This window comes from Mesorhizobium sp. B263B2A (assembly GCF_020165775.1).
Taxonomy (GTDB): domain Bacteria; phylum Pseudomonadota; class Alphaproteobacteria; order Rhizobiales; family Rhizobiaceae; genus Mesorhizobium; species Mesorhizobium opportunistum.
In genome coordinates this window covers 91,290-116,834 of the sequence record NZ_JAIUIU010000003.1, presented here as the reverse complement: position 1 = coordinate 116,834, position 25,545 = coordinate 91,290, and the positions used below count along the sequence as shown (strand labels likewise).

General features: G+C 63.2%; 23 protein-coding genes. 10 read left to right on the top strand and 13 right to left on the bottom strand.

Annotated elements, in window-relative coordinates:
- Positions 1–59 precede the first annotated feature (59 nt).
- The 3 genes from glmU to LB568_RS07815 all read right to left on the bottom strand — a co-directional run bounded on the left by glmU (position 60) and on the right by LB568_RS07815 (position 2,832).
- Positions 60–1,418, bottom strand: coding sequence for a bifunctional UDP-N-acetylglucosamine diphosphorylase/glucosamine-1-phosphate N-acetyltransferase GlmU (gene glmU, locus LB568_RS07825; RefSeq protein ID WP_224729784.1), 1,359 nt, complete (start codon positions 1,416–1,418; stop codon positions 60–62).
- 147 nt (positions 1,419–1,565) lie between these two features.
- Positions 1,566–2,003, bottom strand: a complete 438-nt coding sequence (locus LB568_RS07820) for a nuclear transport factor 2 family protein (protein ID WP_224729783.1) — start codon at positions 2,001–2,003, stop codon at positions 1,566–1,568.
- Between the two features lie 82 nt (positions 2,004–2,085).
- Positions 2,086–2,832 (bottom strand): cytochrome c biogenesis CcdA family protein, encoded by a 747-nt coding sequence (locus LB568_RS07815; RefSeq protein WP_224729782.1) that lies wholly within the window; start codon positions 2,830–2,832, stop codon positions 2,086–2,088.
- A 294-nt stretch (positions 2,833–3,126) separates the two neighbouring features.
- On the opposite strand from LB568_RS07815, the gene LB568_RS07810 reads away from it, so the two are divergent.
- The 8 genes from LB568_RS07810 (at position 3,127) to rpmG (ending at position 12,323) form a co-directional block, all read left to right on the top strand.
- Positions 3,127–3,504, top strand: a complete 378-nt coding sequence (locus tag LB568_RS07810) for a hypothetical protein (RefSeq protein WP_224729781.1) — start codon at positions 3,127–3,129, stop codon at positions 3,502–3,504.
- A 338-nt stretch (positions 3,505–3,842) separates the two neighbouring features.
- Positions 3,843–6,455, top strand: a complete 2,613-nt coding sequence (gene topA, locus LB568_RS07805; RefSeq protein ID WP_224729780.1) for a type I DNA topoisomerase — start codon at positions 3,843–3,845, stop codon at positions 6,453–6,455.
- 6 nt (positions 6,456–6,461) lie between these two features.
- Entirely contained in the window at positions 6,462–8,780 is a 2,319-nt protein-coding gene (gene rnr / locus LB568_RS07800; protein WP_224729779.1) for a ribonuclease R, read from the top strand.
- A complete protein-coding gene (locus LB568_RS07795; protein ID WP_224729778.1) occupies positions 8,780–9,232 on the top strand; it encodes a DUF983 domain-containing protein in 453 nt (150 codons plus the stop codon). The genes rnr and LB568_RS07795 overlap by 1 nt, the downstream gene beginning before the upstream one ends.
- 73 nt (positions 9,233–9,305) lie before the next feature.
- Positions 9,306–10,046 (top strand): NUDIX hydrolase, encoded by a 741-nt coding sequence (locus tag LB568_RS07790; RefSeq protein ID WP_224729777.1) that lies wholly within the window; start codon positions 9,306–9,308, stop codon positions 10,044–10,046.
- Between the two features lie 77 nt (positions 10,047–10,123).
- Complete coding sequence (locus LB568_RS07785) at positions 10,124–11,302, top strand: MFS transporter (RefSeq protein WP_013895218.1); 1,179 nt, start codon at positions 10,124–10,126, stop codon at positions 11,300–11,302.
- Positions 11,303–11,417: 115 nt separating this feature from the next.
- Positions 11,418–11,873 (top strand): hypothetical protein, encoded by a 456-nt coding sequence (locus tag LB568_RS07780; RefSeq protein ID WP_013895217.1) that lies wholly within the window; start codon positions 11,418–11,420, stop codon positions 11,871–11,873.
- A gap of 282 nt (positions 11,874–12,155) precedes the next feature.
- The gene (rpmG, locus tag LB568_RS07775; RefSeq protein ID WP_006201775.1) at positions 12,156–12,323 is read left to right on the top strand and encodes a 50S ribosomal protein L33; all 168 of its coding nucleotides are present in this window, start codon (positions 12,156–12,158) and stop codon (positions 12,321–12,323) included.
- A gap of 103 nt (positions 12,324–12,426) precedes the next feature.
- Here the strand turns inward: rpmG and LB568_RS07770 are convergent, their stop codons facing one another.
- From LB568_RS07770 to LB568_RS07730, 9 genes are all read right to left on the bottom strand, one after another.
- Entirely contained in the window at positions 12,427–13,494 is a 1,068-nt protein-coding gene (locus LB568_RS07770) for an ABC transporter ATP-binding protein (RefSeq protein ID WP_224729776.1), read from the bottom strand.
- A gap of 4 nt (positions 13,495–13,498) precedes the next feature.
- Complete coding sequence (locus LB568_RS07765) at positions 13,499–14,347, bottom strand: carbohydrate ABC transporter permease (protein WP_013895215.1); 849 nt, start codon at positions 14,345–14,347, stop codon at positions 13,499–13,501.
- Positions 14,347–15,270 (bottom strand): carbohydrate ABC transporter permease, encoded by a 924-nt coding sequence (locus tag LB568_RS07760; RefSeq protein ID WP_224729775.1) that lies wholly within the window; start codon positions 15,268–15,270, stop codon positions 14,347–14,349. The genes LB568_RS07765 and LB568_RS07760 overlap by 1 nt, the downstream gene beginning before the upstream one ends.
- Positions 15,271–15,473: 203 nt before the next feature.
- Positions 15,474–16,751 (bottom strand): ABC transporter substrate-binding protein, encoded by a 1,278-nt coding sequence (locus LB568_RS07755; RefSeq protein WP_013895213.1) that lies wholly within the window; start codon positions 16,749–16,751, stop codon positions 15,474–15,476.
- A gap of 29 nt (positions 16,752–16,780) precedes the next feature.
- On the bottom strand, positions 16,781–17,968 hold the full coding sequence (locus LB568_RS07750; RefSeq protein ID WP_224729774.1) for a PLP-dependent transferase: 1,188 nt from the start codon (positions 17,966–17,968) through the stop codon (positions 16,781–16,783).
- Positions 17,965–18,699, bottom strand: a complete 735-nt coding sequence (locus LB568_RS07745; protein ID WP_013895211.1) for a FadR/GntR family transcriptional regulator — start codon at positions 18,697–18,699, stop codon at positions 17,965–17,967. The genes LB568_RS07750 and LB568_RS07745 overlap by 4 nt, the downstream gene beginning before the upstream one ends.
- A 170-nt stretch (positions 18,700–18,869) precedes the next feature.
- Positions 18,870–20,369: an FAD-dependent monooxygenase gene (locus tag LB568_RS07740; RefSeq protein WP_224729926.1), complete on the bottom strand. Its 1,500-nt coding sequence runs from the start codon at positions 20,367–20,369 to the stop codon at positions 18,870–18,872.
- 550 nt (positions 20,370–20,919) lie between these two features.
- Positions 20,920–22,293, bottom strand: coding sequence for a PleD family two-component system response regulator (locus tag LB568_RS07735; protein ID WP_224729773.1), 1,374 nt, complete (start codon positions 22,291–22,293; stop codon positions 20,920–20,922).
- Positions 22,294–22,326: 33 nt separating this feature from the next.
- Positions 22,327–22,698 carry a response regulator gene (locus LB568_RS07730; protein ID WP_006334976.1) on the bottom strand — a complete coding sequence of 124 codons (372 nt, stop codon included), beginning with the start codon at positions 22,696–22,698 and terminating at the stop codon, positions 22,327–22,329.
- A gap of 247 nt (positions 22,699–22,945) precedes the next feature.
- Between LB568_RS07730 and LB568_RS07725 the strand changes: the two genes are divergently transcribed.
- Complete coding sequence (locus tag LB568_RS07725; RefSeq protein ID WP_013895207.1) at positions 22,946–23,245, top strand: DUF3572 domain-containing protein; 300 nt, start codon at positions 22,946–22,948, stop codon at positions 23,243–23,245.
- Positions 23,242–23,895: a DUF2608 domain-containing protein gene (locus tag LB568_RS07720; RefSeq protein ID WP_224729772.1), complete on the top strand. Its 654-nt coding sequence runs from the start codon at positions 23,242–23,244 to the stop codon at positions 23,893–23,895. The genes LB568_RS07725 and LB568_RS07720 overlap by 4 nt, the downstream gene beginning before the upstream one ends.
- A gap of 50 nt (positions 23,896–23,945) precedes the next feature.
- Here the strand turns inward: LB568_RS07720 and LB568_RS07715 are convergent, their stop codons facing one another.
- Positions 23,946–25,544, bottom strand: coding sequence for a hypothetical protein (locus LB568_RS07715; RefSeq protein WP_224729771.1), 1,599 nt, complete (start codon positions 25,542–25,544; stop codon positions 23,946–23,948).
- Position 25,545 lies beyond the last annotated feature (1 nt).

Here is a 25,545-nt window from a genome sequence, read left to right as displayed (position 1 = left end):
CATGACATAGCGCACTTGCAATCCGGTTACTGCAATCGTTCAGTTTTTGAAGGCCGGTCTTACTTCTTTTTGGCAGCCGCGGCCGAGGCAAAGCGCTCGCGCAATTCCTTGCCCTTGCCGGGGATCGTCTTCTGGCGCGCCCGACCGAAGGCCAGTGCGTCGTCGGGCACGCTTTCAGTGATGACGCTGCCGGAGGCGATGTATCCACCCTTGCCGATGGTGACCGGCGCCACCAACGAAGAGTTCGAGCCGACAAAAGCGCCCTCGCCGATGTCGGTGAAGAATTTCGAGTAGCCGTCATAGTTGCAGGTGATGGTGCCGGCGCCGATATTGGCGCCCGCGCCGACCCGGGCATCGCCGATATAGGTCAGATGGTTGACCTTGGCGCCCTCCTCGACAACAGCCTGCTTGACCTCGCAGAAATTGCCGACTTTGGCTTTTTCCCGCAGATCGGCGCCCGGCCGCAGCCGTGCGAACGGACCGACATCGCAATTGGCCGCTACAGTTGCGCCTTCGATATGGCTGAAGGCATGGATCTTGGCGCCGCCGGCGATCTTTACGCCTGGACCAAACCAGACATCGGGCTCGACGATCGTGTCGGCACCGATTTCGGTGTCGTGCGAGAAGAAAACAGTCTCCGGCGCGATCAGCGTCACGCCCGAAAGCATCGCCTCGTACCGCCGGCGCTGCTGCCAGATACCCTCGGCTTGCGCCAGTTCGGCGCGGTTGTTGATGCCGAGCGCATTTTCAAAGCTGGCTTCGGTCGCAACCACATCGAGGCCTTGCCCGCTGGCGATCTCGACAATGTCGGTGAGGTAATATTCGCCCTTGGCGTTCTTGTTGCCGACCGCGTCGAGCAGCTTCAGCGCCAGGCTGCCGGCCACCGCCATCAGCCCGCCATTGCAGAATGTGATCTTCTTCTCTTCCTCGCTGCAATCCTTCTCCTCGCGGATAGCGACCAGCTTGCCGCCCTTCTCGATCAGCCGGCCATAGCCAGTTGGATTGGGTGTACGGAAGCCGATGACGGCGACGGCAGCGCCTTCCGCCAGCTTCAGTCGCGCCACGGTCAGCGCCCCTGGATCGATCAGCGGCGTGTCACCGAACATCACCAGGACATCGTCGTAAACCCTTGATATCGCTTCGCGCGCAGCCAGCACAGCATGCGCGGTGCCGAGCCGTTTTTCCTGGACGAAGGTCTCTGCTTTAGGCGCGAATTTCGCCGCCGCCTTGCGCATTTCCTCCGCCCCATGGCCGATAACCAGCGCCTGGTCGCCGGCCCCGGCGGCTTCGGCCGCCTTCACCACATGCGCGACCATCGGCAGGCCCGCGATCTGGTGCAGCACCTTCGGCAGCGCACTCTTCATGCGCGTGCCTTCGCCGGCGGCGAGGATGATCGACAGGCAGGATCTCTGGCTCATGGAAGGACAACCATATGAAAGCGTTGGGAATCAAATCATGCTAGCAGTGGCGCCATGCTGGACCAATGCGGTTAAATTCCGGTGAGATGGCGGAGCAGATGACTCTTGATCAGCGGGGCTTGAGACGGAATCCGACAGTCAGCACACCTACAACAGGCCATGTTTCCTGAATGCCGCCTGCTCGTCACCTGATATCCAGCCAAACACCTTCAGCTTGCCATCGCGCTTTTCGACGAGATAGTTGATCGCAAAGTCGATGGTCACGGGACTCCCGTCCTTGCGTTCATAGTCACCGGACCAGCTTACCCCAGCCACGCAATGGTCCTGGTCGATAGGTGTCACAGAGACGTCCTTGCAGGTCATCCTCTTGCTGCCGAGGGCACGATAGGCCTCAAAACCCTTTTTCATGATGGCCTTCAACTGCTGGCCATTCTCGCCGACCATGACCGCTGCCGGCGTCACCGAGACAAAACCAGCCGAATACATGTCCGCGACATCGTTGGGATCGACGGTGTCGGCGATCGCGTCATTGTAGACCTTCTCATAGGCCTGGAAGAACTTTCGCACGTCCGCCTTGGCTACCATCCTCGCCTCCCGGCTCGAAAAAGTGTCGGTCAATGGCACTACATACGCAGGCCGCCATGCATCGTTCCCGTGCTGAAGTGGACTATCCAAGCCGCCCCAGCACGGGGAAATTCTCCAGCAGCCAGTAGGACACCGTCTGCACGCCACCGGTGAGGAAAAACACGCCGGCGACGACCAGCAGCGCGCCGATCGCCTTTTCGACGCGGCCGAGATGGACGCGGAATTTGCCGAGGAAACGCATGAAGGCGCCGGAAAACAGCGCCGCGATCAGGAACGGTATGCCAAGCCCAAGCGAATAGGCGGCGAGCAGCAGCGCGCCCTCGCCCACGGTTTCGCGCCCACCGGCCAGCGTCAGGATCGGCCCCAGCACCGGGCCGATGCAAGGTGTCCAGCCGAAGGCAAACGCCAGTCCCATGACATAGGCGGCGACGGCGCTTGCCGGCTTGCCCTGCGACTGGAAGCGCGCCTCGCGCGACAACAGCGGAATGCGCAGGATGCCGAGGAAATTCAGGCCCATCAGGATGATCAGCACGCCAGCGCCCATCGCCAGCGGCTCCTGCCAGACGCGCAGCAGCCGGCCGATGGTCGAGGCGCCGGCGCCGAGTGCCACGAACACGGTCGAGAAACCGAGCACGAAGGCAATCGAGGAGTAGAGCAGCGCGCCGCGCGTGCCTTCACGCGCCGTCGCCCCGGCATTGCCGCGAAAATCGTCGACCGAGACACCGGCCATGTAGCAGAGATAGGGCGGCACCAGCGGCAGCACGCAAGGCGACAGGAACGAGATGGCGCCCGCCCCGACCGCGCTGACATAGCCGATATCCAATGCCATTCCAAAAGCCCTACTGTTTCGGCGACGATACTGTTTTGGCGCCGGTATAGCGACGCCCTGGCCTGTGCGCCAATCACCAATGTGTGGCAACCGGTCGCTGTTCGGGCAATCTCCCTGGCCCCGAATTCAGCTGCGCCACGCAACTAGTACGACCGAACCGAGGGAATTGTTACCGGCAGCCAAGCCCCGGCTACCGATGTCCCACAAGCCCTTTCGGGAAGAACTTCCGGCCGGCAGGCGTTGACACAACGAGACCGCGATTTCCCGCGCGTCTCCACATATCAGGAGGTTTCCATGAAAATCATAACCGCAGGGCTGGCCGCGCTTCTGCTCAGCACCGTCGCATCCTTCGCCGCCGAGGCGTGGAAGGAAGCCGACGTCGGCGGCACCAAGATCTACACCGATGCCAAGGGCATGACGCTTTACACCTATGACAAGGACAGCAAGGGCAAGTCGAACTGCTATGACAAATGCGCCGCCAACTGGCCGCCGCTGAAGGCCGCGGCCGGCGCCAAGGCGGACGACGAATGGAGCGTTGTCAAACGCACCGACGGCACCAAGATGTGGGCCTATGACGGCAAGCCGGTCTACACCTTCGTCAAGGACAAGAAGGCTGGCGACATGAGCGGTGACGGTGTTGCCGGCGTCTGGCACGTCGTCAAGGCCGACTGAGCCTCCTTCCCGCTTCCCGCCTGTTGGCGGGGCATCGGCTGGTCGCCGGGCATCCTTCGATACCGCCGGCGGCCGGCCTCATGATCGAGGACGGCACTCCTCGACTCATCGAAACGGGGCCCGGTCGTTTTCGCCAATTTGCGACCATCGTCTCTCCTCGGCCAATTCTGTGATTTTCTCCATACACTCTAAGAGTGTATTGCTGCCGGCATCTCCGCAATTTGGGCGCTTCCCCTTGACCGGATGCGAAAGCGCGGCCATGTGAGCGGCAACAGGAACGAGATTTCGTCGCGCGCAGCGGAATTCTTCTGGCGCATCACAGCTGAATAAGAGACCTCATGGACGTCGTCGTCGTCGAATCGCCGGCCAAGGCAAAGACAATCAACAAATACCTCGGCAAGAACTACAAGGTTCTGGCCTCGTTCGGCCATGTCCGCGATCTGCCGGCCAAGGACGGCTCGGTGCGTCCGGACGAGGATTTCGCCATGTCCTGGGCGGTCGACACCGCTTCGGGCAAGCGCCTCGCCGACATCGCCAAGGCGGTCAAGGATGCCGATGGCCTGATCCTCGCCACCGACCCGGATCGCGAGGGCGAAGCCATCTCCTGGCACGTGCTGGAAGTGCTGAAGCAGAAGCGTGCGCTGAAGGACAAGCCGGTCAGCCGCGTCGTCTTCAACGCCATCACCAAGTCGTCGGTGCTGGAAGCGATGGCCAATCCGCGCCAGATCGATGCGCCGCTGGTCGATGCCTATCTGGCCCGCCGGGCGCTCGATTATCTCGTCGGCTTCACGCTGTCGCCGGTTCTGTGGCGCAAATTGCCGGGCGCCCGCTCGGCCGGCCGCGTCCAGTCGGTGGCGTTGCGCCTTGTCTGCGACCGCGAATCCGAGATCGAGCGCTTCATCCGCGAGGAATATTGGCAGATCGCCGCCATCCTCGGCACGCCCCGCAACGAGGCTTTCGAAGCCCGGCTCACCGCCTTCGAGCGCAAGAGGCTGCAGAAGCTCGATATTGCCAACAAGGCGCAGGCCGACGACATCAAGGCGATGCTCGAGGGTGCCGCCTTCAAGGCGCTGTCCGTCGAAGCCAAGCCGACCAAGCGCAATCCGGGCCCGCCCTTCACCACCTCGACGCTGCAACAGGCGGCTTCCTCGGGCCTCGGCTTCTCCGCCACCCGCACCATGCAGGTGGCGCAGCGGCTCTATGAAGGCATGGAGATCGGCGGCGAAACCACCGGCCTGATCACCTATATGCGAACCGACGGCGTGCAGATGGCGCCGGAAGCGATCGACGCTGCCCGCGATGCGATCGCCAAGGAATTCGGTCCGAAATACCTGCCGGAAAAGCCGCGCGTTTACACGACCAAGGCCAAGAACGCCCAGGAAGCGCACGAGGCGATCCGTCCGACGGATTTCATGCGCACCCCGGCATCGGTCAGGCAGTACCTCGATTCCGACCAGATGCGGCTCTATGAGCTGATCTGGAAGCGCGCCATCTCCAGCCAGATGCAGCCGGCCGAGATCGAGCGGACCACCGTCGAGATCGAGGCGGTAAACGGCTCGCGCACCGCCGAGCTTCGCGCCGTCGGTTCCGTCGTCCGCTTCGACGGCTTCATCGCCGCCTACACCGACCAGAAGGAAGACGACGCGGAGGACGAGGAAAACCGCCGCCTGCCCGAGATCCGTGCCGGCGAGCAGCTTGCCCGCCAGGCGATCAACGCCACCCAGCACACGACCGAGCCGCCGCCTCGCTACTCCGAGGCGACGCTGATCAAGAAGCTGGAAGAGCTCGGCATCGGCCGCCCGTCGACCTACACCGCGATCCTGAAGACGCTTGAGGACCGCGACTATGTCACGATCGACAAGCGCCGGCTGGTGCCTCAGGCCAAGGGCCGGCTGCTGTCGGCCTTCCTGGAAAGCTTCTTCGAGCGCTATGTCGAATATGATTTCACCGCCTCGCTGGAGGAAAAGCTCGACGAGATTTCCGACGGCAAGCTCGCCTGGAAGGACGTGCTGCGCGACTTCTGGAAGGATTTTTCCGGCGCCGTCGCCGATATCAAGGAACTGCGCGTCACCGACGTGCTCGATGCGCTGAACGAGGAACTGGCGCCGCTGGTGTTTCCCGCGCGGGAAGACGGCTCGAACCCGCGCATCTGCCCGAAATGCGGCACCGGCAATCTGTCGCTGAAGCTCGGCAAGTTCGGCGCTTTCGTCGGCTGTTCGAACTATCCGGAATGCTCCTTCACCCGCCAGCTCGGCGACGCCGCCAACCCGAATGCCGAGAATGGCGGCGGCGAGGACGGCACCAAGGTGCTCGGCAAGGATCCTTACACGGCCGAGGAAATCACGCTGCGCTCAGGCCGCTTCGGCCCCTACATCCAGCGCGGCGACGGCAAGGAAGCCAAGCGCTCCAGCCTGCCCAAGGGTTGGACACCCGAATCCATCGACCATGAAAAGGCGCTGGCACTGCTGTCATTGCCGCGCGATGTGGGAAAACATCCCGAATCTGGCAAGATGATCTCGGCCGGGCTCGGTCGTTACGGTCCGTTCGTGCTGCACGACGGCACCTACGCCAATGTCGACAGCATCGAGGACGTGTTCTCGATCGGCCTCAACCGCGCGGTCACGGTGATTGCCGAGAAGCAATCGAAGGCCAAGGGCGGCCGCAACGGCGGCACCGCCGCTGCCTTGAAAGAACTGGGCGACCATCCGGACGGCGGTGGCAAGATCGTCGTTCGCGACGGCAAATACGGGCCTTACGTCAATTTCGGCAAGGTCAATGCTACGCTGCCCAAGGGCAAGGATCCGCAATCGGTGACGATCGAGGATGCGCTGGCGCTGATCGCCGAGAGGGAAGCCAAGGGCGGCGGCGGCAAGAAGCCGTTCCGCAAGGCAGCGTCCCCGGTAACCAAGAAAGCGGCGACCAAAAAGCCGGCCGCGAAGAAAAAAGGATAGGACGGCGTGGCGCGCAAGATCACCGGAAGAAGCCACGGCGATCCGCGCACCGCCGACACCAGGGCCAAGGTCAAGGACGACTACCGGCCCTCGCGTGACGAGATCCTGCGCTACATCGCCGAAAATCCCGATCGCGCCGGAAAGCGCGACATCGCCAAGGCATTCGCCTTGCGCGGCGACGACCGCATCTGGCTGAAGGACATTTTGCGTGACCTGCAGGACGAAGGTGTCCTGACCAAGGAGCGCAAGGGGCTGGCCCGCGTCGGCGCCCTGCCCCACGTCACGGTCCTCGATATTTTCGACCGTGACGCCGACGGCGTGCTGTTGGCGCGTCCCATCGAACACACGGCTAATGGACCGCCGCCCATCGTTTCCATCCGCCTGTCGCGCAGTGGTGGTGGACCGGCGCCCGGCATTGGCGACCGCGTGCTGGCCAAGACCTTTCCCGCCGACGAGACGAATGTCGCCCTGGGCGGCCCCGCCTATACCGGCCGGGTGATGAAGATCTTCGAGAAACGCACCGATGCCGTTCTCGGCGTCTTCCGCGTGCTCAAGGACGGCACCTTTCGCATCGAACCGGTGGAACGGCGCCAGCCGGAACTGATCGTCGACAAGGAATTCCAGAACGGCGCCAAAAACGGCGATCTGGTCGAGGTCGAGCCCGCGCGCGCCGCGCGCTACGGTCTGCCCCACGCCAAGGTGCTCAATGTGCTGGGGTCGCTGACCAGCGAAAAGGCGGTCTCGATGATCGCCATCCACGCCCACGACATTCCCCACATCTTCCCGGCCGACGTCATCGCCGAATCCGAGGCCGTCAAGGCGGCGACGCTCGATCACCGCGAGGACTGGCGAGACCTGCCGCTGGTCACCATCGACCCGGCCGACGCCAAGGACCACGATGACGCGGTGTTCGCCACGCCGGACCTCGATGAGAAGAATCCGGGCGGCGTGATCGCCACCGTCGCCATCGCCGATGTCGCCGCCTATGTGCGCTATGGCACTGCGCTCGACCGCGAAGCGCTGAAGCGCGGCAATTCGGTCTATTTCCCCGATCGCGTCGTGCCGATGCTGCCCGAACGCATTTCCAACGATCTCTGTTCGCTGCGTGAGGGCCAGGACCGCCCGGCGCTGGCGGTGCGCATGACCTTCGCCGCCGACGGTCACAAGATCAGGCACTCTTTCCACCGCATCATGATGAAATCGGCGGCGAAGCTCGCCTACCCGCAGGCGCAGGCGGCGATCGACGGCGTGCCGGATGACAAGACCGGCCCGATCCTCGACACGGTGCTGAAGCCGCTGTGGGACGCCTACGCGATCCTGAAGCGTGGACGCGACGGCCGCCAGCCGTTGGAACTCGACCTGCCGGAGCGCAAGATCCTGCTCAAGCCGGACGGCACGGTCGATCGCGTGATCGTGCCGGAGCGGCTCGATGCCCACAAGCTGATCGAAGAATTCATGATCCAGGCCAATGTCGCCGCCGCCGAGTCGCTCGAGGCGAAGAAGCAAGCGCTGGTCTACCGCGTCCACGACGCGCCATCGCTCGCCAAGCAGGAATCGCTGCGCGAATTCCTGCAGACGCTGGGGCTGTCGCTGGCGCGCGGCGCGCAGATGCGGCCCAGCCAGTTCAACGGCATCCTGGAGCGCGTGCGCGGCGCCGACAATGAAGGGCTGGTCAACGAAGTGGTGCTGCGTTCGCAGAGCCAGGCCGAATATTCGCCTGGGAATATCGGCCATTTCGGCCTGAACCTCAGGCGCTACGCGCATTTCACCTCGCCGATCCGCCGCTATGCCGACCTCATCGTGCATCGTGGACTTATCGCCGCACTCGGCCTCGGCCCGGGCGGGCTGACGCGCGACGAAGAGGCTCGGCTCGAAGACGTTGCGGTGCTGATCTCCGGCACGGAACGCCGAGCAATGGCTGCCGAACGCGATACGGTCGACCGGCTGATCGCCGCCTACCTCGCCGAACGCATCGACGACCGCTTCGACGCCCGCATCTCCGGCGTCACCAAATCGGGACTATTTGTCCAATTGCCGCAATATGGCGCCGATGGTTTCATCCCGGTGTCAACTCTGGGCGGCGATTACTATATATACGACGAAGCGGCCCGCTCCCTGTTTGGAGAACGCTCGGGCAAAGGCTACCAGCTTGCGGATCGCGTCGAGGTCCGGCTCGTCGAGGTGGCACCGATGGCCGGCGCGATGCGCTTCGAGATGTTGACCGACCCGAAGCCCCTGCCAGGCTCCGTCAAGTCGTTTCACAAGGCCAAGGGCCGCGCCCGAGCGTCGCAATCGCGACCGGGTTCGCGCGGCAGGAGACGATGATGCCAAAAGAATTAGGGATACAAGACCAGGTTTTCGGTGGCGAACATCATTCGGGCCGGGTTGCCCGCCCGCTGTGGACGGCGATGAAGCGCGGCCTGCTGGGCCGTTGTCCGAATTGCGGCGAAGGCAAGCTGTTCCGCGGCTTCACCAAGACCGTCGACACCTGCAGCGTCTGCGGCGAGGAGATCCACCACCATCGGGCCGACGACCTGCCCGCCTATCTGGTCATCGTCATTGTCGGCCACATCATTCTCGGTGCCTTCATGGGTGTGGAAGCGACGTCGACCTTGTCGACCTGGCAGCACATCGTCATCTGGGTGCCCTTGACCATCCTTTTGTCGGTTGCGCTGCTGCAGCCTGTCAAAGGTGCCGTCATCGGACTGCAATGGGCGTTCTATATGCACGGATTCGGTGGCGAAAAGGATGCAATCGAGCCGCATCCCGGGGCCTGAGGTGCAGGCTGGCGCAATACGCCAATGGTCAAGGCCACTTTCGCATGCAAGAAGTTTCCGCTAGGTCGTGCGCATGGATGGTATGACCAAGGCGCAAGTCGACGGGATCGAGCGGAGCATGGTCGCTCATAGCGATCGGCCGATGCGCCCGCGCGATGCCGCGACCCTGATCCTTCTCGACCGCAAGGGCGATGAAGTGCTGGTCCTGATGGGCCGCCGCCACGCCGGCCATGCCTTCATGCCCGGAAAATTCGTTTTTCCCGGTGGCCGCACCGACCCTGCCGACAGCCGCATCCCGGTCGCCGCCGCGTTGCACGCTGAGCAGGAAGCAAAGCTGCTTGCCGGTCCCGGTCGCACGAGCGCGGCGCGCGCCCGCGCCATCGCCCTGTCGGCGATCCGCGAGACCTATGAGGAAGCCGGGCTGCTGATCGGCCGTAAAGGCGTCTTCGCCACCGCCAGGCGCGATTGGCAAGGCTTTGCCGAACATGGCGTGCAGCCCTCCCTGGACATGCTGCGCTTTATCGCGCGGGCCATCACCCCGCCCAACCGGGTGCGCCGCTTCGATACGCGCTTCTTCAGCGCCTGGCGCGACGATGTCGCCGTCGAATTGGCTGGCGGCGGCCCGACCAACGAACTCGAGGAACTGGTCTGGCTGCCGCTTGCCAAGGCAAGGGAAGCCGACATCCCCGACATCACGCGAATGATCCTGGACGAGCTGGAAAAGCGCCTCGCCCATGATCCGCTGCTGCGTCCGGGCGGTTCCGTCCCCTTCTACCGGCTTGTCGGCAACCGCTTCACCCGCGAACTTCTCTAGAGCACTTCCAGGAAAAGCGTGACGCGGTTTTCGTCCGGAATTGCCTAAGATCAAAAAGACAGAGTATTCAGCATCTCATGACGGTCGATACCCAACAACAGGGCGACGAACGCGTACATTGGCTGCCGATGGTGGCGGCGATCTCGTCGATCAGCGTCGTCGGCATCGCCATCGGCCTCGGCATGCCGTTGCTCAGCGTCATCCTGGAAACGCGCGGCCATTCGGCTTCGATGATCGGCCTCAACACGGCCGTCGCCGGCCTGGCTTCGATCGCGGGCGCCCCGCTGGCCACGCCGCTCGCCATGCGCTTTGGTGTCGCCTGGACCATGATCGCGATGATCGCCGCCGGCGCGCTGGCCTTCGTCGGCTTTCACTTCGCGCCTGATTTCTGGATGTGGTTTCCGCTGCGCATCGTGCTGCACATCGCGCTGACGGTGCTGTTCATCCTGTCGGAGTTCTGGATCAGCACCTCGGCGCCGCCGCACCGGCGCGGTCTGGTCCTTGGCATCTACGCCACCGTCCTGTCGCTCGGCTTTGCCGCCGGGCCGTGGCTGTTCGCCCATCTCGGCAGTTCCGGCTTCAGGCCGTTCGGCGTCATCATCGCGCTGGTGACGCTGGCCGCGATACCGGTGCTGGCCGCGCGCAACGAGAGCCCGAGCATTGTAGCCGATGGCGAAACCAGCAATTTCCTGCGCTATATCTGGCTGGTGCCGTCGGCGACCGCCGCGGTCCTGGTCTTCGGCGCCGTCGAGACCGGCGGCTTCGCGCTGTTTCCGGTCTACGGCAACCGCATCGGCTATTCCGAAGCCGACGCGGCACTGCTGCTGACCATGATCGGTCTCGGCAACGTTTTGCTGCAGATCCCGATCGGCATGATCAGCGATCGCGTCAGCGACCGCCGCTACCTGTTGCTCGCCTGCGCCACCGTCGGCCTCGTCGGCACCGTCTTCATGCCCTTCTTTGCTCAGAATTGGCACCTGATGGCCGCCCTTCTGTTTGTCTGGGGCGGTGTTGTCGCGGCCATGTACACGATCGGCCTTGCCCATCTCGGCTCTCAGCTTTCCGGCCATGAACTGGCATCCGCCAACGCCGCCTTCGTGCTTTGTTACGGCGTCGGCATGGTGCTCGGTCCACAGGCGATCGGCATCGGCATGGATGCATTCGGCCCGTCCGGCTTCGGCTGGTCGCTCGGCCTGTTCTTCGGCGCCTACATCGCCCTGGTCTGCTTCAGGCTGATCCGCAAGATCCTCTTGTAGTCTCGCACCGGTCGAAGCCCTTGTCCGCCCCCGGAGGCACGATGCTGACAGAACCTTGTCAGGAGCACCCGGTTAAAAGAGTGTCCCCAAAACATCCGAAGTTGAGGACACTCCCATGATCGACAGCGGCTTTGAAACCACATCTCTGCGCATGACGCTTCTGCTGCTTGTGAGCTTCCAGGCTCCGGCCGCCGATGTCGACCGCATCATGGACGCGGTGGTGGCGCTCGCCCCGCTGGCCATGGGCAAGTACGATCGTAACGCCTATCAGTCCGCGCACGGCATCGAGCGCTACAGGCCGCTTGACGGGGCAGCGGCCGGCGCTGAAACCGAATTGCGCCGCCGCCCGGGCACGGTCGAGGTTTCATTCGAATTGCCCGATGACCAGGCGCTGGCTGCCCGCGTCGTCGAGGCGATTTTCCAGGCGCACTCCTATCAGGAGCCGGTGATCCGCATCCAGCCGATCCTTGCCAGCAGGTCCAAGGGGCTGGACGACCGCGCCAACCCGAATCGCTGGTGGAACACGACCGGAGACTGGAAGAAAGTTGCGGCGGTTAAGGAAGAAGCATAAAGCGGCCTTCCCTTCTCCCCTTGTGGGAGAAGGTGGCCTCGCGAAGCGAGGTCGGATGAGGGGTGTTCCAGCTTGGCGCCGACGGCACCCCGTTACCCACCCCTCAACCGTCTCGGCGCTGCGCGCCGATCCACCTTCTCCCACAGGGGGAGAAGGAAGAGAGGGTATCGCCGGGCTTGACTTTCCGGGCACGTTCTTTATGTGTCGCGCCAAGTTTCCCGCGTCCGGGTGTTTTCCCGTGCTCCAGCGGCCAAAACCCCACGAACATAACGGACTGATATCATGGCCAAAGCCGCAAACATCAAGATCAAGCTTCTGTCGACCGCCGACACCGGTTTCTTCTACGTGACCAGCAAGAACAGCCGCACCAAGACCGACAAGCTGTCGTTCCGCAAGTACGACCCGGTCGCCAAGAAGCACGTCGAATTCAAGGAAACCAAGATCAAGTAATCTGGGTTTTCCCTTTGCAAACAGGAACGCCGCCCGATGGGCGGCTTTTTTGTTTGCAAGGCAGGGGCAGCAGACCGAAGTACCCCAGCCCCTGCCGATTGCTTCAACCTACGCGGTCGCCGCTTTTCGGGTCGAACAGATGCAGCGACGCCGGGTCGGCCGACAGCCGCACGATGTCGCCGGGCTTGACGCCGGCACGGCCCATGGCAAAGACGCAAAGCTGCTGGTTGGCCAGCTTGACGTAAAACTGCGTCGACAGGCCGAGCGGTTCCACCACCCCCACCTCGCCTCGCAAAGCGCCTTCATCGGCCAGCCTGATGTGCTCGGGCCGCAGACCGACGGTGACCGCATCGCCATCCCCGAGCGGCAGTCCGTCCGGCAGTCGCAGTGCCTGGCCGTCGGCTAGCACGGCGTCCGACTTCCCGCCCTTGCGGACCGTCGCCGGCAAGAAATTCATGCCGGGCGAGCCGATGAAGCCCGCAACGAACATGTTGGCCGGGCGATCGTAGAGATCGAGCGGCGCGCCGACCTGCTGGATCAGCCCGTCATGCATCACGACGATGCGGTCGGCCATGGTCATGGCCTCGATCTGGTCGTGGGTGACGTAGACCGAGGTCGTCTTCAACTGCTGGTGCAGTGCCTTGATCTCGGCCCGCATATGGACGCGTAGCTTGGCGTCGAGGTTCGACAGCGGCTCGTCGAACAGGAAAACCTTGGGATCGCGCACGATGGCGCGGCCCATGGCGACGCGCTGGCGCTGGCCGCCAGACAATTGCCGCGGCAGGCGCTGCAAGAAGGTGTCCAGGCCCAGCCGTTTGGCCGCTCCATCCACCCGCGCATCGATCGCCGGCTTCTCGGCTTTGCGCAGCATCAGGCTGAAGCCCATGTTCTTGGACACATCCATATGCGGATAGAGCGCGTAGGACTGGAACACCATGGCGATGTCGCGGTCCTTGGGGGCCACGTCGTTGACCAGCCGCTCGCCGATGCGAATCTCGCCGCCGGAAGCCTCCTCCAGCCCGGCGATCATCCGCAGCAAAGTCGACTTGCCGCAGCCTGACGGCCCGACCAGCACGACGAATTCGCCGTCGGCGATTTCAAGATCGACCGCATGCAGGACGCGGACGGCGCCATAATCCTTGCGGACTTTTTCGAGTGTGACAGAGGCCATCGATCTATCCTTTGACGGCACCGGCGGTCAGACCGGTGACGAGATAGCGTTGCAGGAAGGCGAAGAAGATGCAGACCGGGATCAGCGCCAGGATCGACGCCGCCATCATCTGCCCCCAGTCGACTGCGAACTTGCCGATGAAGGTCAGCAGGCCGACTGCGAAAGTCTTCTGGTCGTCGCTGGAAATCAGCATCAGGGCGAACAGAAGCTCGCTCCAGGCGGCGGTGAAGACGAAGCCCAGCGTCGCACCCATGCCGGGCAGCGTCAGCGGCACGATCACCTTGCGCATTGCCTGGGCACGGGTACAGCCGTCGATCATCGCCGCTTCCTCCAGATCCTTGGGGATGCCGTCGAAGAAGGACTGCATCAGGAAGGTCGCGAACGCGGTGTTGAAAGCGGTGTAGATGATGATCAGCCCGGTCAGGCTGTTGATCAGGCCGATCTGACCCATGACGCGGTAGATCGGCGGAATGACCATCACCAGGGGAAAGGTCTGGGTCAAGAGCAGCATCAGCGCCAGTGCCGCCTTGCCGCGAAAGGTGAAGCGCGACATGGCGTAGCCGGCGAGCGTCGCAATGACCGTCACCAGGGCTGCCGTCGATACCGAGACGATGACGCTGTTGAGGAAATAGCGCGGGAAATCGGTGGCCTCGAGCACGGTGACGAAATTCTGCAACGTCATTTGCGAAGGCCAGAAGGTGATGCCTTCGGAATAGAGGAGCCGCTCCGGCGTGACCGATATCTTCAGCGTCCAGTAGATCGGGAACAGGGCGAAGATCACGTAAGCGGCGATGGCTGCGTAGAGGCCGATGCCGCCGAAGAAGCGTTGCGAGGCTGAGCGTCCTGCAATCATCAGACGTGCCTCACCAGCGAGCGGCGGATGGCGATCAGCGCGATCGCATAGGCAATCAATAGCACGAGCAGCAGCACGGCCACCGCCGAGGCATAGCCCTTGTCCAGCGACTTGAAGGCGCTGACATAGATGTAGACCGGTACCGTGTTGGTCGAGCCGGCCGGACCGCCCTCGGTCATGACGAAGATCAGGTCGGCGAAGGTGGCGATCCAGATGGTGCGCAGCATCACGGTGATGGCAATGGTCGGCGCCAGAAACGGCAATGTCACCTTGGTGAAGCGCTGCCAGGGCGAGGCGCCGTCGATCGCCGCCGCCTCATGCAGTTCCGACGGGATCGATTTCAGCGCCGCCAGCAGCGTGATGGCGAAGAACGGAATGCCGAACCAGATATTGGCGACGATCGGCCCCCACATCGCGGTCGAGGGATCGGAGAGCACATTGGTCGGCTCGGCCTTCAGCCCCAAGGCGAACAGCCAGTGCGGCAGTGGCCCGACGATCGGGTTGAATAGCCAGGCCCATGTCAGGCCCGACAGGAAGGACGGCACCGCCCAGGGCAGGAAGACCAGCGCCTGCACCGCCTTGCGGCCCCGGAACGGCTTGTCGAGCAGCAGCGCCAGGCCAAGGCCAAGGAAGAACTGGAAGAACAGGCTGGCGACCGTCCACCACAGCGTGTTGACCAGCGCCTGCCCCAGCACCTGGTCCGAGAGCATCGCCTGGTACTGGCCGAAGCCGACATATTCCGACTTGAAGGCCGAGAATTTGCGGAACGAATAGCTGATGCCAATGACCAGCGGCACGAGCAGGACCACGACCAGCAGGATGATCGCCGGGCTGAGATAGAGCCAAGGCTCGATAGCGGCGCGCGATAGCCGCTTTCGGCGCGGTTTGCCGGCGGATCGTATTTCGGACACGGCATAGGTCATTGGGTGAGGATCGGCTCCCTGGAGCAGCGGATGGACAATGAGCGGGGAGAAGTGCCGGTTCACTCTCCGAAGCTGCAGCGCAGCGGCTGCGAAGGATGGGCAGGCAGATGAGGGGCAGCGCAAAGTAGGCAAAACTACCGCCGCCCCTCATCCGTCACTTCGTGACACCTTCTCCCCGTGAACGGGAGAAGGAAAGAACGCGCTTATTTCTTGTTCTTCGCCATCCAGTCCTGCTGTTCCTTGGTCAGGAAGGCAGCCCACTGGTCGGCGACGTCCTTGGCGGTCTTCTGGCCGAGCAGCACTTCCTGGAAGTTCTTGATCGCCACCTGGTCGACGAAGTTGCCGAGGTTCTCCAGATGCGTCGGCGGCGTCACCATCTCATATTTGGAGCTGTCGCTGAGCTCCGTGAACCAGCCCTTGAACTGCTCGGTCTTGAAATGGGGATCCTGGTCGGCACCGTTGTGGATCGGGACGACACCGACTTCCTTGGCCCATTCCAGATTGTCCTTCGGCGACAGCAGCGTCGACATCAGCTTCCAGGCATCGTCCTTGTGCTGGGAATTGGCGAACATCGCCCAGCCGGCATAGCCAAGCGTCGGATACGATTTGCCACTCGGCCCGACGGGAAGCGGCGCCACCGCGAAATCGTCGGCGCTCATCTTGTCGGCGATGCCGAGCAGCGCGTCGGGGTCCTGGTTGAGCATGGCGCAGGTGCCGGAATAGAAGCCGGTGACGGTTTCGTTGAAGCCCCAGCTCACCGCGTCTTTCGGCGCCAGGCCGTCCTTGTACATGTCAGCCAGCATCTGCAGGCCCTTGACCGATCCCTCTTCGTTGATGGTCGAGGTGCCGTCCTCGTTGAAGTAGCCGCCCTTGCCCTGAGCGATGTTCATGAACATGTGCATGCCATTGAAAGCGCCCGGCCCGCCGCGCAGGCAGTAGCCGTATTTGCCCGGAATGGCCGAAATCTTCTTGGAGTCGGCGACGAATTCGTCGAGCGTCGCCGGCGGGCCGTCCAGACCTGCCTCCTTGAACAGCTTCTTGTTCCAGAACAGCGCGTTCACATAGTAGCCGTAGGGGATCATGAACTGGGTGTTGTTGACGGTCGAGCCGAACTGCTTGGCGCGGTCGCCCAGCGTCTTGGCGTCGTCCCATTTGGCCATGTAGGGGCCGAGATCCTCGAGCTGGGCATTGTTTGCATAGAGGCCCATCCAGCGTTCCGGCATCTCGACCACGTCGGGCGTGTCGCCGGCCTGTACCATGGTCAGGAATTTTTCGAAGGCCTGCCCCCAGGGCAGCGAGATCAGCTCGACCTTGACGCCGGGATTGGCTGCTTCGAACTCGGCGATCTGCTTCTTCAGGAATTCGGTGCGCGGCGGGCTGGTGATGACTTCGACCATCTTCAGGGTCGAATCGGCCAGCGCGCCGCCGGCGGAAATCGCCAGCCCCGCAACGGTGGCAAGCATGACGGTCAGTTTTTTCATGTTCAAGACTCCCATTTTGAACCCGCTTGTTATTTTCTGGCTTTTTCGAAGGCCTGGGCCACGTCGGCCCACAGGTCTTCGACACTTTCCAATCCGACATTGAAGCGGATGGTTCGGGGGCTGACGCCGAAGCGCGCCATCGAATTCAGTCCCGGCGTCTGTTCCAGCGACGCCTTGGCCGGCACGACCAGGCTCTCATGGCCGCCCCAGCTGACGCCGATGCGGAAAAACTTCAGCGCATCGACGAAGATCGGGATGTCGATATCCTCCGTCACCTCGAAGGAGAACAGGCCGGCATAGCCGGCCAGCGTCGCCTTGCCCGGATGGTTGGAATAGGCCGGATGGTTGACGCGTTCGACATTGGCATGCGCCTTCAGCCGGTCGGCGATGGTCAGGCCGCTCTTCATATGATGCGGCAAGCGCAGCGGCAGCGTGCGCAAGCCGCGCAGCAGCAGCCAGGCCTCGAACGGCGACAGCTTGCCGCCGAGATAGGAATAGGTCTGCTCGTTGATGTGCTTGATGTGCGCGGCCGAACCCGCCACCACGCCGGCGACGGTGTCGCTATGGCCGCCAAGATATTTCGAGGCCGAATGCAGCACCAGATCGACGCCGTGCGAGATCGGCTTCTGAAACACCGGCGTTGCCCAGGAATTGTCGATGGTTGTGATGATGCCCTGCTCCCTGGCCAGCCGGGTCAGGTGTGGCAAATCCTGCAGCTCGAACAGCATCGAGGTCGGGCTCTCCAGATAAAGCAGCTTGGCCCCGGGAAGAGCTGCGGCGACCGCGTCCGGATCGGAGCCGTCGACATAGTCGACCTTGATGTTGAGCCGCGGCAGAAGACGCTCGAACAGCCGGTAGGCATCGCCGTAGCAGTTGCGCACCGCGACGATACGCTCACCCGCCCCGACGAAGGCAAGCACCGTGGCGCTGATCGCGGCCATGCCGCTGGAAAAGCCGCGCGCGGCCTCGGCGCCCTCGAGTGCGGCGACGCGGGCCTCGAACTCCATCACCGTCGGATTGTCGCCGCGCGAATAGATCGGCTGCTTTCGTTTGCCGGCAAAGGTGTCGGCCATTTCGGCATAGTTGGCGAAGGTGAACAATGAGGTCTGGTAGATCGGCGGCACCACCGCGCCACCGGGGAACGGTTCGTCGTGCGCCAGGAGCGTCGCCGCCTCGGCGAGATAGTCGTACTCGAAAGCGGTCAGGTGCTCGTTCATGTCTGGCTCGAAAGTTTGAGTTTGGCGGCACCGCGCTTGAGATCGTCCTCGACGGTGGCGATCAGCTTGAGCGCCTCTGCGCGAGCGCCCTGGGGGTCGCGCGCGGCGATGCATTCGTAGATGGTGCGATGATAGGGGAAGCTGGCATGGCCGAAGTCGCGCACGCCGAGCGGGTGCTCCCAGAAGCGATGGAACAGCTCGTGCATGGCGGCGATGATCTGTTCGAACAGCGGGTTGCCAGAGACCCGGTAGACCGCCTGGTGGAACTCCCAGTCTTCTTCCGAGGACATGCCGTCGCGGGTGCGAAACGCCTGCTCCATAATGTCGAGCTTGCGCTCGATCTCGGCGATGTCGGCCGGACTTGCGCGCTCGGCGCACAATGCGGCAGCCTCGGCCTCCAGCGCGCGACGGATCTCCAGCGTCTGCATCAGGCTGGTGAAGTCGTTGCCGCCCGCGAGCGTCAGCGGCATGTGCAGCATGTCGGGTGACACCGCCGCCTTGAGATAGGTGCCGCTGCCTTGCCGGCGCTCGACGAGGCCGAGCCCTTCCCAGCGTGTCAGCGCCTCGCGCACCGTGTTGCGGCTGACCTTGAGCCGTTCGGCCAAGATACGCTCGGTCGGAAGCCGCTCGCCCGGCTGCAGGGCCTCGGCACGAACAAAGCCCACCAACGCCTTCAGCACGGCGTCATCGCGCGCCGTCGTCTGAATGGGTGGCAGGCTGTTCTGGTCCACATATCCTCCCGAAGCGCACACAAGTGGTCCAATGGTCCAACCAATTTCTGCATGGATGGAAACTCCTGTCAATCACTTGTCAGGAGACCACCCACCATCAAGCTGTTGAAGGTAGCGAAGCAGCTGCGTTTTCAGAAGGTTACGCCCGGCCGATCTTCCGACCGTGTCACCTAACCCTTGGCGGCGGGGGGTCCGAACCAGGTGGTCAGCGCGTCGGCCAAACCGTGTCGGGTTCCAACGCCGACCCAGGCCAGATAGCCATCGGGCCGGATCAAAACAGCATCTGGCGCGGCGACCGCCCCAAGGGCCGGAAGCTCCCAAGCACCGGCATATTCGGCGTCGATCTGCCGAACCCGGTCCTCCCAGGGCGCAATGTCCAGCCTGCCCGCTTCCCCAAGGTTGAGGAGCATCGGCCGTGCATCATGCAGCAGCGTGAAGAGCCGCAACGGCCCATTGGCTGTAGCCAGATCGAGGTCGGGCATGCGCCGGCCAAGCAGCGGATGCCCCTCGCCGAGATCGTAATGGACACCCAGACCGGACATTTCCGCGGCGATCCGCCTGCGGGGCTCGTCCATGGCGAGAAGCTCGGTGACGATGTCGCCCAAAGCCTCGGTGCGGTCATCCCTGCGACGAAGCGCGACCTGCGCCATTGTGTTGCGCAGGACGCGGGCGGCAATCGGGTGGCGCTCCGCGTGGTAGCTGTCGAGCAGGCTTTCCGGTGAGGTTCCCTTGACCACCTGGGCCAGCTTCCATCCCAGATTGACCGCGTCCTGCACGCCGATATTGAGCCCCTGCCCGCCCATCGGGGGATGGATATGCGCGGCGTCGCCGGCCAGCAGCACGCGCCTGTCGCGGTAAGCCGCGGCCTGACGCGTCATGTCGGTGAACCTGGATATCCAGGTCGGGCTGTGGGCGCCGTAGTCGGTGCCGTAGATGGCTGTGAGCGCCTCGCTGAGATCGCGCAGTGTCGGCTCGCCGCCGGCGTTCAATTGCCGCTCGGTCAGCACGACACCAACTCGCTCGCCATCCTCGATCTTGCCTATCGCATGAATTCCGCAAGCGTCGCTGCGAAAGCCCAATGGCGGTTCCCTGGACATCTCGACCTCGGCGATCATCCAGCTCATCGTTGGATCCCATCCGGCGAACTCGATGCCCGCCGCCTTGCGGATCGTGCTGCGTCCTCCGTCGCATCCGACGAGGTATTGCGCCCTCACCCGTCGGCCACCGGACAGCTCCAGGTCGACACCGTCATCATCCTGCGCAAAACCCGTGACTTCCTGTCCGCGATAGATCGGCACCTCTAACTCGCCGACCCAGTCGGCCAATATCCGCTCGATATGGTTTTGCCGCAGCGCCAGCAGATGGTTGTGCCGGCTGGGAAAGTCGCTGATGTCCAAGCGGATCATGTGGAAGCCGACGGTCGGGAAGCACTGCCCCTGCGAGAGGAACCGATCGGCAATTCCGCGCTGATCGAGAACCTCGATCGTGCGTGCGTGCAGACCACCCGCGCGCAAACCGATCAGATGCTGGGTCGGGCGCCGCTCGACAATGGCGGCATCGACGCCGGCCAATGCGAGTTCGCCCGCCAGCATCAACCCGGTCGGACCGCCGCCGGCGATCACCACCGCATGATCCCGTGGCGATCCGTCTGCCCGCGGTACAATACGCATTCTCGTCACTCCCATTTCCGTTGGCTCGGGCCAGGGTTTTACGGGAGGAACCGGGCCTTGAAGCAAGCCCCTTGTGCGCCATATTTATGAAATGGAGGGGCATGGACTCTCCCTCCCCTGATGAACGGCGTAAGACCCTCGCATTGCGGCGTGGCAGTGCGTCACACGCGATTGAGCCGTCACGGTCCAGGGAGCGTCGAGATTTTTCATGTGCAAAAAAAGCCCCGAAATTACCGGGGCTTGGCGCAGAGTCCTGATGTCATTTTCAGGAAAGGGGGCCGGTCGGCGTTTGGCAGCGGTACGAGGAGGCCACTATTTGCCAGCGCCGGCCGGCCGACCCCACGGACCCAGGAGATGCGGCGGACCTGAGCATCATGGGGTATTCTGGGGATCGAGCCGGCTATCTATCCTCGTGCCGGCTTCGTCTTGACCAGCACATTTGCGCAAGAGCTTATGAAAATCAACACTTTCTTAACCAATGCTCGGAAATCGCTTGGATTAAGGTAAACGGGTAACCCTGTCGGGTTGACTGGATAATCGGGCCTGGGCGCTACGCCGCCTTGGCAACGACGCGGTTGCGACCACCGCTCTTGGCTTCATAGAGCGCGAGATCGGCGCGCTTCATCAGCGCCGCCACCGTATCCACCCCCTTCAGAACCGACGACACGCCAACGCTGACGGTGACCTCGATCGTCTTGCCGTCGGCGCCGATGGAAAACGGCTGTTGGGCGATTTCAGCGCGGATGCGTTCGGCCACCTTCTCAGCCACGGCGCCATCGGTATCCGGCATCACCACCACGAACTCCTCACCGCCGAACCGGCAGGCAAGGTCGATGCCGCGAACGTTCTTGCGCAGCCGCCGCGCGAACTCCCGCAGCACCTCGTCGCCGCCGTCATGGCCATGCGTGTCATTGATCGCCTTGAAGCGGTCGAGATCGGTGATCATCACCGAAAGCGGCCTGCGCCGCGCCACGGCGCGGTCGAACAGCGTCTGCAGGTGGCTGTCGAGATAGCGGCGGTTGTGCAGCCCGGTAAGGCCGTCGGTCACCGCCATTTCGATGGTCTGGGTGACGCTGGCGCGCAATTGGTCGTTGTAGCGCTTGCGGCGCACCTGGGTGCGCAGCCGCGCCGTCAGCTCCTGCTGGTCGATCGGGCGCATCAGATAGTCATTGATGCCGAGCTCGAGGCCACGGATGATGCGCTCCTCCTCGCCCTCATCCGCCAAAAGGATGATCGGCACGAAACGGGTGCGGTCGAGCGAACGCAGCTGCGAGCAGAGCCTGAGCGGGTCGAAATCGGCGAACGCCGTCGAGATCATCACGCATTCATAGGGTGTCTCGGCAGCCTGGAAGAAACCGGCATGCGGATCGCTGGTGACGTCGAGGTCGGCGCGGTCGCGCAGCATCTTCTGGATGCGCTCGACCGACGATTTACGTTCGTCGATCAAAAGCACTTTCGGCACCGTGTCCTCGGACGCGAAATTGCGGCTGAGCAGTTCCTCGATGCCGATGTTGCGCGTCGTCGAGGCGCGCAGCCTGAGTTCGTCGGTCAGCGATTTCAGCCGGACCAGGCTTTTGACGCGCGTCATCAGCTGCAGGTCGTTGACCGGCTTGGTCAGGAAATCGTCGGCGCCGGCCTCGAGCCCGCGCACGCGGTCGGAAACCTGGTCGAGTGCGGTGATCATCACCACCGGGATGTGCGACGTCGCCGGATCGCTCTTCAACCGGCGACAGACCTCGAACCCGTCCATCTCGGGCATCATCACGTCGAGCAGCACGACGTCGACCTTGCCGTTCTCGCAGGTCTCGATCGCATCGGGCCCGTTGGTGGCGGTCAGCACCTCGAAATACTCGGCCAGCAGCCGGACCTCCAGCAGCCTCACATTGGCAGGGATGTCGTCGACGACGAGGATCCGCGCGGTCATTTCATAAGGCTCCGGCTCGGCTGGAAGGGCGCATCAGGCATCGCCCAGGTAGGATTTGATGGTTTCGATGAAACGCGGCACCGAGATCGGCTTCGAAATATAAGCCTCGCAGCCGCCCTGGCGGATGCGCTCTTCGTCGCCCTTCATGGCGAAGGCGGTCACGGCGATGACCGGGATGACATGCAAATCGTCGTCTTCCTTCAGCCATTTGGTCACTTCCAGTCCCGACACTTCGGGCAATTGGATGTCCATCAGGATGAGATCCGGCCGATGCTGGCGCGCGAGGTCGAGGGCCTCCAGACCGTTGCGGGTGCGCACTGTCTCGTAGCCGCTGGCTTCTATGAGGTCCCGAAAGAGCTTCATGTTGAGCTCATTGTCCTCGACGATCATGACCTTCTTAGGCATCGACATCCCGTCTCGGCCGTCCCTCCGCTCGAAGGCGGCCGTCATGCGAACTTCCCTTGAACGCACCAAACCCTGCTTCACTATACGGCAATATGATTGACGAAACGGAAACCCTCGGGCTGCAAAGCGTCGCGAATTCCACCTCGCCTCCCGCGCGTCCAAAAGGCGCGCCGCGCTGTAAAGGCTTGCCGCAAGCAGATCTTGCCATTACTGCGGGAGAGACTCATTCCACACACCGAAGGTAGTGATGGCAAACGCGGCGTCAATGCGCGAAGAGGCTGAAACCATTGCCGTCAAGGCACTGGGCTTCGTCGCCTCCGATCCGGAGCTGTTGCCCCGTTTCCTGGCGATCACCGGGATAGAGGCGCATTCCATCCGCCGGGCCGCCGGCGAGCCGGGTTTCCTAGCCGGCGTCCTGCAGTTCATTCTCGCCCACGAGCCGACCCTGATGCGCTTTGCCGAGGAAACCGGTACGCCGCCAGCAGCCGTCGGCAAGGCATTGCGGGCGCTGCCGCTCGGCGACGACAATCACGAGCATTCCATATGAGCGACGATCCGGAGACCGCGCGCCAGATCGAGGAACTGGCGGCCGACGACAGGCCATTGCTGGTGCTCGATGTCGACGATGTTGTGCTCGAATTCATCCGGCCCTTCCCGGACTTCCTCAAGTCGCGCGGTTACGGCCTGACGCTGGCCTCCTTCCGCCTGACCGGCAACATTGCCGAAACGGCCAGCGGCCGGCTGATCGAACAGCCCGAGGTAACGGCGCTCCTGGGCGATTTCTTCGACGCGCAGGCCGATTGGCAGAGCATCACCGATGGTGCCACGGAAGCGCTGGCGGGGCTTGGCGGCCGCGCGGAAATCATCCTCTTGACCGCCATGCCGCACAGGCATCGCGCCGTGCGCCGTGCCCATCTCGATGCCCTGGGGCTACGCTATCCGCTGTTGACCACCGAGATGGCCAAAGGGCCGGCAGTGGCCAGGCTGCGCGGCAAGAGCGGCCGGCCGGTGGTCTTCGTCGACGATCAGCCGCACAATCTGGCGTCGGTGCGGGAAGCGGTGGCCGACGCAGATCTTTTCCACTTGATGGCCGACAATTCGCTGCGCGCGTTCCTGCCGCCGGTCGCGAACGACGTCATCGTCGTGCAGGACTGGCGCGAAGCCGCGCCCAAGATCGCGGGCGCGCTGAGGCTCTGAGGCAATTCCAGACGGAAAACTTTTCCCGGAATTACTCGAGGGCCGAACCTTCAAGGATTCAGCTTCGCCCCTGATCCGCCATTGTCGCCGCCGCTGTCGTCGTCCTCGCCATCACCATCGTCGACGCTGTCGTCCACCGCCGGATCGGCGGGCTTCAACATCACACCATTGACGGTGACCGAGCCGTCGGCCTTGGTGCTGACAACCCATTCCAACTTGCCGTCCGGCAGCGTCTTGGCAAACCCTTTCACGACGAGAGCCATAGGCACGTACTGCGCCACTTCGGGTTCGGACTTTGCCGCCTCCTGCAGGCCGGCCACGATCTTGTCGAAGCCGGCGACATCGACCGTGAGATTTGCGTCGGGTTTCTGGCCGAAGCTCGTCATCTCGCCTTCGAGCGCGATCTCCATGTCCTTGTTCTTCACGACGCTGTGGCCAATGACCACCTTCGGCGTTTTGGCCAGGAAGTCGGCTTTGAGCTGGTCGCCGAACTCGGCCGGCAGCGGCGGATCCTGATTGAGATCAAAGGTTTCGATCGCCTTCTTCGCCATGCTGTCGAGGTCGATGTTGGCGCCGCCGAAATTCAGGTCGATATCGGTGGGCAACAGTGCCACGCTCCAGCTCGGCAAAAGCTGCTGAGGCACCGTCAGCCCCGACGCCTTGATGCCGTAGCTGATCGCGCCGTTCGGGGAAACGCCGTCACTGCCGAACGCGGTGCTGAGCTGGGTCGCCCCGAACGTGCCGATCGGGCTGTCGACCACGAAATCCTTGAAGCCATAGGTGCCGTCGATGCGCTCCCACACCGGAAGCGCGGCGAGCAGAAGCGACTTGAGTTGCGCCTGGTTTGCCTTGAGCGTCTTCTCGTCCTCATTGGCCACGGCAAACGCCAGGAGATCGAGCAGCGGCTTGGTCTGCACGCCCTTGCCGCTGGCCTCCACGGACAATTCTGGCGATTTCACGGTGACCGGAAAATTCAGCCCACTCTCGGGATCATTGAATTTTATCGCCTCGACGAAGTTCGACATTTTCTGTGAGGTCGTGAAATCGACGCCGCCATTGGCAGCCTTGGTGGCCGCCAGGGTCGCGGTGCCGGCACCGGCGCTGACGTCCATCTGCTGCTTGGCATCCTTCGATGTCATCGTCATGCCTGCTATCGAACTGACGCCGCTGATGAAGGCCGCCAGGCCCGGGTCATAGACGCCGGAGCCCTTGCCGTCCTTGATCGACAACTGCGTGCTTTGCAGCCCTTCGGGCCCCTTGAATTCGAAGGACGCGCTTTGCGAAAAATCCATCGACACATCCCAGGTCCCGTCGCTGCGCGGCTTGACCAGCAGCGCGTAGGGCGCGAAGTCGAACTTCACCAGCCTCTGGTCGGGAAAACTCCCGGCAAGCGCCTTGAAATCGAACACGATCTTGTAGGCATCGCCTTCGGCCGAAACCTTCAGGATTCCCTTGTCGAGCGCCTGTTTGCCAACATAGCGGGACAGGTCATCGGACAATTGCTTCGCGCCCTGGCTGTCGACGGTCTGGCCGAAAGCGGGCGCGCTGAGCAGGAGCGCGGTAAAGGCAACTGGCAACATACGGTTCACGGGAATTCCCCTCTGGTCAAAAGGCAAAATCGCTTCGTACTTCTGGTAGGGAAATACCATC